Origin of the sequence: Streptomyces sp. NPDC053513, assembly GCF_044544765.1 — a bacterium.
Classification (GTDB): domain Bacteria; phylum Actinomycetota; class Actinomycetes; order Streptomycetales; family Streptomycetaceae; genus Streptomyces; species Streptomyces litmocidini.
Genome location: NZ_JBITXP010000001.1, coordinates 199,090 through 207,766 on the forward strand (window position 1 = coordinate 199,090; position 8,677 = coordinate 207,766).

The following is an 8,677-nucleotide window of genomic DNA, read 5'->3' on the forward strand; positions in this document are numbered from 1 at the left end:
GGCGGGGGGGGGGCGGCGGGCCCCCCCCCCCCCCCCCCCCGGGGGGGGGGGGCGCCGGGGGGGGGGGGGCGGCCCCCCCCCCCCCCCGGCCCCCGGGGGGGGGGGGGGGGGCCCCCCCCCCCCCCCCCCCCCCACCGGTCTGTTCCCGGGACGACGGCTACCGCTGCGGCAGCAGCGCGCGCCCGGACAGGTCGATCCGGTCCGCGCCGACGGTGCCCGACGCGCTCTCGCCGGTCGCGGCGCTCAGCTCCAGGGCGTCGCCCCGGAGCGTGTAGCGGCCCGCGTAGGCGTTCTCGGTGCCGTTGTAGTCCTCGCTGAACGTGCCGTCCCGGCGCAGGGTCAGGCGCAGGACGCCGTCGGACGACGCCCACACCCCCTCCACCGTACGGTTCCCGCCGCCCCCGGCCCGTGCCGCCGGGGCGGAGGTGCCGGCCGGGGCGGACCCCGCCGCCGGGGCGGACCCCGGGGCGGACGGGCGCGAGGTGGCGGCGTCAGCGGCCGGGCCACGGTCCGCCGTCGCCGACGGGCCGCCGTCGGAACAGCCCGCCAGGGCCGCGCACAGCAGCGCCGGCGCCGCCCACCGCAGCATCCGCGGTGGTCCGGGGGCTCGTGGTGCTCGTGGTGCTCGGAGCGTTGCCATGGAGGTCTCCCCAATCCGATATGACCGTGATGAGCAGCCGACGGCGCAACTGGCCGAGGGCCGCGCGGGCAGGCACGCGGCGGGGCGCCGCGTGCCTGCCGTGACTCATCGCGTACCGCCCGGCTCCGGCACCTGCCCCAGGGGCGGGCGGCCGGCGGCCGGTCCGGGCCGCTCCTCGCCCAGCAGCCGCTGGGCGAGGGACTGTTCGAGGGCGCGGCGCAGACGTTCGCGCCGGCGCCGGGCGACGTACTGCTCCATCAGCCGCAGGAGTTCGGGATCGCGCGCGAGTGACGCCGCCTCGGTGACGGGTGCGGACATGGCTCAGCCCACCGCCGAGAGTTCCTGCTCCCGGGGCCGGGCGAAGGCGGTGGGAGCCCACTGGGTCAGCACCGCGCCGACGGTCATCCCCCCGCCGAAGCCGGCCATGAGCACGGTCTCCCCGTCGGCGAACTCGCCCTGCCGGTGCGCCAGGTCGAGCGTGACGGGCACCGACGCGGAGCCGGTGTTGCCGTAGCGTTCCAGGGCGAGGTGCATGGTCGCCCGGGGCAGCCCGATCTCCGGCCACACCTCCCCCAGCATCACCCCGTTGGCCTGGTGCGGGACGAAGTGGCGCACCTGTTCGCGGTCCACCCCGGCCCGGTCCAGCAGTTCGTGCAGGGCGGACGGCAGGTTGTCCTGCACGAAGGAGCGCACGCCGCGGCCGTCCATCCGGAAGAAGTGGGCGCCCTCCTGGAGCGTGCGGTCGTTCGCCGGCAGCCGGCTGCCGCCCGCCGGGACGCTGATCAGGCGGTACTGGTCGCCCCGGGTGAGCAGGCTGGTCTCCCGGATGCCGCAGGACTCGGGCACCGTGCCGAGCAGGACGGCGCCGGCGCCGTCCCCGAAGAGGATGGCGGTCTTGCGGTCGGAGTAGTCCAGGATGCGCGAGTAGATGTCCGCGCCGATGACCAGGGCGTAGCGGCCCTCCTCCGCGGCCCTGAGGAGGCGCTCGGCCACGGTCGTGGCGTAGACGAAGCCGCTGCACACCGCGTTGATGTCGAAGGCCGCCGCGTTCACGGCCCCGATGAGGTGCTGGACGATGCTCGCGGTGGCGGGCTGCGGGTGGTCGGGCGTGGAGGTGGCCAGGACGATGTACGCCACGTCCTCGGGGCGTACCTTCGCCTGCTCCAGCGCGGCGAGGGCGGCGCGGGCGGCGAGGTCCGACGTGGCGTCGCGGTCGTCGGCCCTGCGTCGCTCGCGTATGCCCGTCTTGCGGACGATCCATTCGTCGCTCACCCCCGCCCCGCGTGCGATCTCCTCGTTGCCGACGACGGTCTCGGGCAGATACGAGCCGGTGGCCACGATGCCGATGCGAGTCAAGAAGCCCTCCCCTGTTCCTGGACGGACCGCGGGATGCGGCCCGTCGGTGACGCCGGTGTCCTGGCTGGGGACCCGGCGGTTGTCATCGCCGTACCAGCCCGGCGGTCAGCCGGGCCCATCCGGGCGTGTTCGCGTGGGCCGCCAGCTCCGGGTCGTCGCCGACGGCGACCGGGTGGCCGACGGCCCGCAGCATCGACAGGTCGCTGCTGTGATCGCCGTACGCCCAACTGGCCGCGAGGTCCAGGCCGGCGACCGGCGCGGTCAGGCGGACGGCGCGTCCCTTGGTCCGGCCGATCATCGGGACGAGCACCTCGCCGGTGAGGTCGCCGCGGCGGATCACCGGGCGGGTGGCGAGCACCTTCTCGGCGCCGATGTCGGTGGCGATCGGTTCGAGCGGCGCGAAGAAGGAGCCCGAGACCAGGATCAGCGCCCGGCCCGCCTTGCGGTGGGCGAGGAGGGCCTCCTCGACCTCCGGCAGGTACAGCCCCTGCTCCTGGCTCTCCCACTCGGCGGCGAACCACCGCCGGCCGGCGGCCGTCAGACGGCTCGCGCTCTCGCCGCGCAGCAGCCGGTAGTAGCGCCGGTTGATCTCGTCGCGGGGCGCGCCCTCCAGCGCCGCCTGGCGCAGTTCGCCCGTCAGCCGTTCGTAGGTGGCCGGGGGTTCGCCGCGCAGGCGCAGGTAGAACTCGAGGAAGCGGAACATGCTCTTGACGCGGATCAGTGTCTCGTCCACGTCGGAGAACGCCGCGCCGCGTGCGGTGCTGGTCATCGTCGCTCCTGAGGTCGGCGTCGTGCGTGTCATGCCGGTATGCGGGTGAGCGTGAAGGCGAAGGAGCACAGCTCCTCGCCCTTCTGGGTCGCCTCGACCCGGACCTTCAGGTCCTCGGTCCGCTGCTCGTCCTCGTCGGCACCGGCGAGGACTCCGCCGAGGGTGTAGTCGACGGGCGCCTCGGCGGTGCGGGGCGGACCGCCGAGCTCGCCGACGACGGCGCTCAGGACGGTGTCGTCCTCCAGTTCGCCGAAGCGGGTGAAGCGCACGTCGAGCGAGGTCAGGAGCGTCTTGGAGGTGGACAGGCCGCGGATGTCGAGGGCGGCGAAGAGGGCGAGCTGGCGGGCGCCCTCGGCGATGACCATGCCGGGCAGGTGGTCCTGCGGGTGGTCGAAGAGGCTGGCGTGCCGGGCGGGGATCCGCAGCAGCGCCTGGGCGCTGTCGCCGACGACGACGCCGTCGAGCAGGACGACGTTGTCGGGGTTGGCCCGGCCCACCAGGTGCGGGGCGACGGGCGCCCCGGGGGTGCCGGCTGGGTAGGCCGCCGAGGAGGGCAGTGCCATTCCGTCGCGGTTGTTGAGCCGCAGCGTCAGGTAGCCGCCGGGGTCCTTGAACCGCAGGCCGACGGAGGCGGTGCCGAACACGGCGCCGTTGCCGGACAGGGTGATCTCGTAGTCGAGCCCGGTGACCCGGCCCGCGCGCTCCCTGCGGTTGCCGATGCGCACCCGCATGGCGAGCCGGAAGGGCGAGGATCCCACGAACACCGCCTGCGGCTCGTCGATGCGCAGGGTCAGGTGGGTGAGGATGAACTTGTTGTCTGCCGGGACGCCGAAGAACCGGTGGGCGCCGGCGAGCGCGGCCTGGCGGCACGTCTCCAGGATGAGCAGCGGGTCGTGGTGGGCCGGGCGGAGCAGGTGGTCGCCGTAGTAGGCGTGCGAACGGGGCAGCTGTCCCGCCGCGGCGTAGTTCTCGTCGTCGATGGGCTGGAGGTCGGTGAGGAAGACCTCGCCGAGGGCGTCGCGGTGCACGAGGAGCCGGTCGACGGTGCGGGTGTAGTCCAGTTCCGGAAGCGCCCGGGTGGCTGCTTCGGGGGCTGTGGTCATGGGTGGGCCTGGCTTTCTGTTCGCGGTGAGGGTTCCTGTTCGCTGTGGTGGCGCGGACCGCCGCGGGTGCGGCACGACGGGTGGAGGGACGACACGAGCGGTCGTCCCTCCGTGGCTGTGCCGCCGTCGCCCGCGCGGCGGGCCGGACGGGGGCGATCAGGCCGGGTGGGGGCGATCAGGCCGGGTAGACGTCGCCCGGCTCCTTGCGGTCGGCGCCGACGGTGCCGATGTGCCAGTAGGGGTACGGGGCCTGGGTCTCGCTGACCTTGTCGAGGCGGGCGAGCTCGTCCTCGCCGAGGGTCCACTCCATCGCCTGGAGGTTGTCGGCGAGCTGGTGCGGCTTGGTGGCGCCCACGACGGCCGAGGTGATGCCGGGCTTGGCGAGCACCCAGTTGAGGGCGACCTGGGCGACGGTGGCGCCGCGCTCGTCGGCTATCTGCGCCATGGTGTCGACGATGTCGTACGCCTGGTCCTCGTCGGTCAGCGGCGCGGACTCGGCCGGGGTCCGCTGGGAGAGGCGGCTGCCCTCGGGGCGGCCCTCGCCGCGCCGGTACTTGCCGGTGAGGAAGCCGCCGGCCAGCGGCGACCAGGCCGTGATGCCGACCTTCTGGTCGATGGCGAGCGGCACGATCTCGTGCTCCAGGTCGCGGGCGGCGAGGTTGTAGTAGCCCTGGTAGCAGACGAAGCGGCTCAGGTTGCGGCGGTCGGAGACCGACAGGGCCTTCATCAGCTGCCAGCCGGCGAAGTTGGAGACGCCGATGTAGCGGATCTTGCCCGAGCGGACCAGGTCGTCCAGGACGCGCAGGGTCTCGTCGAGCGAGGTCCGCGGGTCGAAGCCGTGGATGTGGTAGAGGTCGATGTAGTCGGTGTTGAGGCGGCGCAGGCTGTTCTCGACGGCGGCGTAGAGGTGGTGACGGGTGGCGCCGATGTCGTTGGGGTCGTCCGTGATGCGCCAGCGGCCCTTGGTGCCGATGATGACGCGGTCGCGGACCTTGCCGAGGGTGCGGCCGAAGAACTCCTCGCCCATGCCGTTCTTGTAGACGTCGGCGGTGTCGAAGAAGTTGATGCCGGCGTCGAGGGCCTGGTCCATCATCCGCGTGACGTTGCCGTCCTCGACGGTGCCGAACTCCGACCAGTTGCGGTCGGCGGCGCCCAGGAAGGTGGCTCCGCCGCCGAAGGTCATGGCGCCGAAGCACAGTTCGGAGACGGACAGGCCGGTGTCGCCGAGGTAGCGGTATCGCATGTTCTCCTGCTTTCGGTTGGGTGGTTCGTTCTGGCTGGGTGTGGGGGTGCCCCGGAGCGGGGGTGGGGGGTGGGGGTGCCCCGGAAGGGGCGGGGAGGGGAGGGAGCGCCCGGGACGGGGGACGCCGGACGCTCCCGGTCCGTGGGGGACGCCTCAGCCGGCGTCCTTGAGTTCCTTGTCCTTGACGACGAGGAAGGTGATGAGCGCTCCGGCGCCGGCGAGGACCGCGAGGGCGATGAAGGCGACGTGCATGCCGGAGGTGAGGCTGGCGGCCACCGCGTCCAGCGCCTCGGGCCGGCGGGCGGGGGCGACGGCGGCGAGCGCGGCGTCCAGGCGGCCCTGGGTCGCCTCTCCGGCCAGTCGGGGCGCCTGCTGGGCGAACTCGGGTGAGCTGCTGATGAGTTCGGAGCGGGCGTAGGAGGCGAGGAAGCCTCCGGCGGCGGCGACGGCGACGGTCTCGCCCGCGATGCGCATGGTGTTGAAGATGCCGGAGGCCATGCCGGCGCGCTCCACGGGGACGACGCTGACGGCGGCGTTGTCCATCGCGCCGAAGGCGGAGCCGACGCCGAGTCCGAAGACGAGGAGCGGGCCGACGAGCTGACCCCAGGGCTGGCCCGGTTCCAGGACGACCAGCCACACCGAGCCGACGGCGATGAGCAGCGAGCTGAGGGTCAGCAGCATGCGGGGGGAGATGCGGTCCCCGACGAGGCGTCCGATCAGCAGGGGCAGCACGAAGATCGGCAGCATCAGCGGGAGGAGGAGCACGCCGGACTGGGTGGCGGTGTAGCCGCCGACGCCCGTGAAGTACGGGGGCAGGAAGTTCAGCAGCACCACGAAGCCGAAGGTGATGGTGAACGGCTGGCAGACCACGACGACGAAGGTGGGGTTGCGGAAGAGGGAGAGGTCGAACATGGGGCGCGCCACGCGCTGTTCGATCACCACGAAGGCGGCCATGAAGACGGCGAACCCGACGAGGGATCCGACGGTGGCGGGGTGGCCCCAACCGCGTTCGCCGGCCTCGACGAAGCCGAGGGCGAGCAGGAAGAGGCTGGCGCTGAAGGCCGTCAGGCCCGCCCAGTCGACCCGGGTGGCGTTGGGGTCCTTCGACTCGCGGATGCGGGGCATGAGGAGCAGCGCCGCGGCGCCGACCACGAGGTTCACCCAGAACACGCCGCGCCAGCCGGCGAGGCCGACGAGCGCGCCGCCGAGGACGGGGCCGAGGGCGAGGCCGGCGCCGAAGGAGGTGCCGAGGACGCCGAAGGCCTGGATGCGGCGGCGTCCGGTGAAGGAGGCGGCGAGGATGGCGGCGCCGCTGGTGAGCACGCCGGCGGCGCCGATGCCCTGGAGGCCGCGGGCGATGTCGAGGACCAGGATGTCCGTGGACAGGGCGGCGACCAGCGACATCGCCATGAAGACGACGGTGCCGACGGCGAGGACGCGACGGCGGCCGAACTGGTCGGCGAGGGTGCCGGCGGCCAGCATGCAGGCCGCGAAGGTGACGCCGTAGGCGTTCTGCACCCACTGTCCGCCGGCGACGTCGGACGCGAGGTCGACGGTGAGGTCGGGCATCGCCACCGCGGGGGCGGTGATGGCCAGCGGGAGAAGGACACTGGCCAGCGCGACGGCGATCATCACGAGGACCGATCCCTCTCCTTCCCGCTGCTCCGGCACCGGCGTGAGCCGGGTGTCGGTCTGGATGGTCATGTCTCCTCTTTTCCTTCCGGTCGCCGCGACTTGACGGCCACATATAAGATTACGGAGAACTGTAAGAGATCTGATGACTATCGTCAACGAGAGGCAGGACAGAGCCATGCCGAACACGTCCGAGACGCCACGGAAGACCCCGGCGCCCGAGCCCTACGACGTCCTCGTCGTGGGGGCCGGGCCGACCGGCATGGTCGTGGCGTGCGAACTGCTGCGCCGCGGCGTGCGCGTACGCATCGTCGACCGGGCCCCCGAGCCCTCCCCCTTCCCCAAGGCCCTGCTGGTGTGGCCGCGCAGCATCGACCTCTTCGAGGACCTGGGCGTGCTCGGCGAGCTGCGCGAGGCCGGGATCCAGATCAACGCCTTCAGTTACTTCTCCGAGCGCCGGCGCCTGGCCAGCTTCGCCTTCCCCCAGGACCTCAGCCCCGTCTGCCTGCCGCAGAACGAGACCGAGCGGATCCTGCGCGACCGGCTCGCCGCCCTGGGCGGCAAGGTGGAGCGGGGGGTGCGGCTGCTGACCCTGGAGGGCGTCGACTTCTCCGGGCGCGTCGACGGCGCCGCCGACGTCACGGCCGTGCTGGAACACGCCGACGGCCGCGTCGAGCGCACCCGGGCCCCCTTCGTCGTCGGCACCGACGGTGCGGGCAGCGCGGTGCGCGCCCAGCTCGGCGGCGGGTTCACCGGCAGCACCTACGAGAGCGCCTTCGCCCTCGTCGACGCCCGGATCGAGGGGTACCTCCCGCCCGACCAGGCCCTCTACTACCAGTCGGCCGCCGGTGCGCTGGTCGTCGTCGCCCTCCCGGACGGCGTCTTCCGGTTCTTCTCCAGCCTCCCTCCGGGCGAGAAGGTCACGGTCGAGCGGATGCAGGCGATCGTGGACGAGCGCGGCCCCGGCGGCGTCCGGCTGACCGATCCCGTCTGGGTCTCCGACTTCCGCATCCACGCCCGCCACGCCAGCGAGTTCCAGCTCGGGCGGGTCTTCATCGCCGGTGACGCCGCCCACGTCCACAGCCCCGCCGGCGGGCAGGGTCTCAACACCGGCATCCAGGACGCCCACAACCTCGCCTGGAAGCTCGCGGCGGTGCTCCACGGCGAGGCCCCCTCCGACCTGTTGCGCACCTACGGACCCGAACGGGCCGCCGTGGCCCGCCGGGTGGTGCGCGACACCGACATCCAGACCCGCGGGTGGATGGTGCGCAGGCCCGCGGCGATCACCGCCCGCGACGCGGCCTTCCGCGTGGCCGACCGCAGCGGGCTCTTCCGGCTCTACGCGCCGGTGATGGCGGGCCGGCGCCTGTCCTACCCCGCCCTGCGCGAGACGCAGCTGCCGTCCGGGCGCCCGTCGTGCCGGCTGCGCGCGAAGCTGCCCGGCGGCCTCACCGTCGGCGCGGTCTTCCCGCGCGAGCTGGCGCTTCCGCACGGGATCGCGGGCCCGGGCGGCCGGCCGGCCGGCTGGACCCTCGTCGTGACCTGCGCCGGCGACGGCGCGGCCTGGCGCGCCGAGACCCGCGCCATCACGGCCGCCCGGCCCTCGATACGCACGGTCGACCTGGCGGCCGGTTCCGTGCGCCGCACGACGGGCTGCCGGCACCAGGGCTACTACCTCGTGCGGCCCGACGGACACATCGCCGCCCACGGTCACGCCGGCGACCTGGACCGGCTCCACGCGGAACTGGTCCACTGGCTGGGCCCGGTGAGGACCCCGGCCTCCTGACGGGAGGCGGACAACGCCATGGGGGGGGGGGGGGGGGGGGGGGGCCCCCCCCCCCCGCCGGGGGGGGCGGGGCCGGGGGGGGCCGGGGGGGGGGCGCCCCCACCCCCCCCGCCAGCCCCTGGGGTGAGCGGGGGGGCGACGTCGTGAA

General features: G+C 73.9%; 8 protein-coding genes. 1 reads left to right on the top strand and 7 read right to left on the bottom strand.

The annotated features are described in order from the left end of the window. Positions 1–157: 157 nt before the first annotated feature. The 7 genes from ACIGW4_RS00820 to ACIGW4_RS00850 form a co-directional block, all read right to left on the bottom strand. Entirely contained in the window at positions 158–640 is a 483-nt protein-coding gene (locus ACIGW4_RS00820; RefSeq protein WP_398710549.1) for an Atu4866 domain-containing protein, read from the bottom strand. Between the two features lie 105 nt (positions 641–745). Next, positions 746–958, bottom strand: coding sequence for a hypothetical protein (locus ACIGW4_RS00825; protein WP_123455912.1), 213 nt, complete (start codon positions 956–958; stop codon positions 746–748). Positions 959–961: 3 nt separating this feature from the next. After that, complete coding sequence (locus ACIGW4_RS00830; protein WP_123455911.1) at positions 962–1,996, bottom strand: 3-oxoacyl-ACP synthase III family protein; 1,035 nt, start codon at positions 1,994–1,996, stop codon at positions 962–964. A gap of 82 nt (positions 1,997–2,078) precedes the next feature. Then, positions 2,079–2,765 carry an HAD family phosphatase gene (locus ACIGW4_RS00835; RefSeq protein WP_221211248.1) on the bottom strand — a complete coding sequence of 229 codons (687 nt, stop codon included), beginning with the start codon at positions 2,763–2,765 and terminating at the stop codon, positions 2,079–2,081. A gap of 29 nt (positions 2,766–2,794) precedes the next feature. Further along, positions 2,795–3,868, bottom strand: a complete 1,074-nt coding sequence (locus tag ACIGW4_RS00840) for a ScbA/BarX family gamma-butyrolactone biosynthesis protein (RefSeq protein WP_123455909.1) — start codon at positions 3,866–3,868, stop codon at positions 2,795–2,797. 175 nt (positions 3,869–4,043) lie between these two features. Continuing rightward, entirely contained in the window at positions 4,044–5,111 is a 1,068-nt protein-coding gene (locus tag ACIGW4_RS00845) for an aldo/keto reductase (RefSeq protein WP_359591693.1), read from the bottom strand. A 153-nt stretch (positions 5,112–5,264) separates the two neighbouring features. Next, on the bottom strand, positions 5,265–6,815 hold the full coding sequence (locus ACIGW4_RS00850; protein ID WP_123455907.1) for an MFS transporter: 1,551 nt from the start codon (positions 6,813–6,815) through the stop codon (positions 5,265–5,267). A gap of 106 nt (positions 6,816–6,921) precedes the next feature. Here ACIGW4_RS00850 and ACIGW4_RS00855 point away from each other — a divergent pair, with 106 nt between their 5' ends. Beyond that, a complete protein-coding gene (locus tag ACIGW4_RS00855; RefSeq protein WP_123455906.1) occupies positions 6,922–8,529 on the top strand; it encodes an FAD-dependent monooxygenase in 1,608 nt (535 codons plus the stop codon). Positions 8,530–8,677 lie beyond the last annotated feature (148 nt).

Coding starts and splice junctions, on each gene's coding strand:
- ACIGW4_RS00835 (WP_221211248.1), bottom strand. CDS start 2,765: ATGACCAGCACCGCACGCGGCGCGGCGTTCTCCGACGTGGACGAGACA.
- ACIGW4_RS00845 (WP_359591693.1), bottom strand. CDS start 5,111: ATGCGATACCGCTACCTCGGCGACACCGGCCTGTCCGTCTCCGAACTG.
- ACIGW4_RS00840 (WP_123455909.1), bottom strand. CDS start 3,868: ATGACCACAGCCCCCGAAGCAGCCACCCGGGCGCTTCCGGAACTGGAC.
- ACIGW4_RS00855 (WP_123455906.1), top strand. CDS start 6,922: ATGCCGAACACGTCCGAGACGCCACGGAAGACCCCGGCGCCCGAGCCC.
- ACIGW4_RS00820 (WP_398710549.1), bottom strand. CDS start 640: ATGGCAACGCTCCGAGCACCACGAGCACCACGAGCCCCCGGACCACCG.
- ACIGW4_RS00850 (WP_123455907.1), bottom strand. CDS start 6,815: ATGACCATCCAGACCGACACCCGGCTCACGCCGGTGCCGGAGCAGCGG.
- ACIGW4_RS00825 (WP_123455912.1), bottom strand. CDS start 958: ATGTCCGCACCCGTCACCGAGGCGGCGTCACTCGCGCGCGATCCCGAA.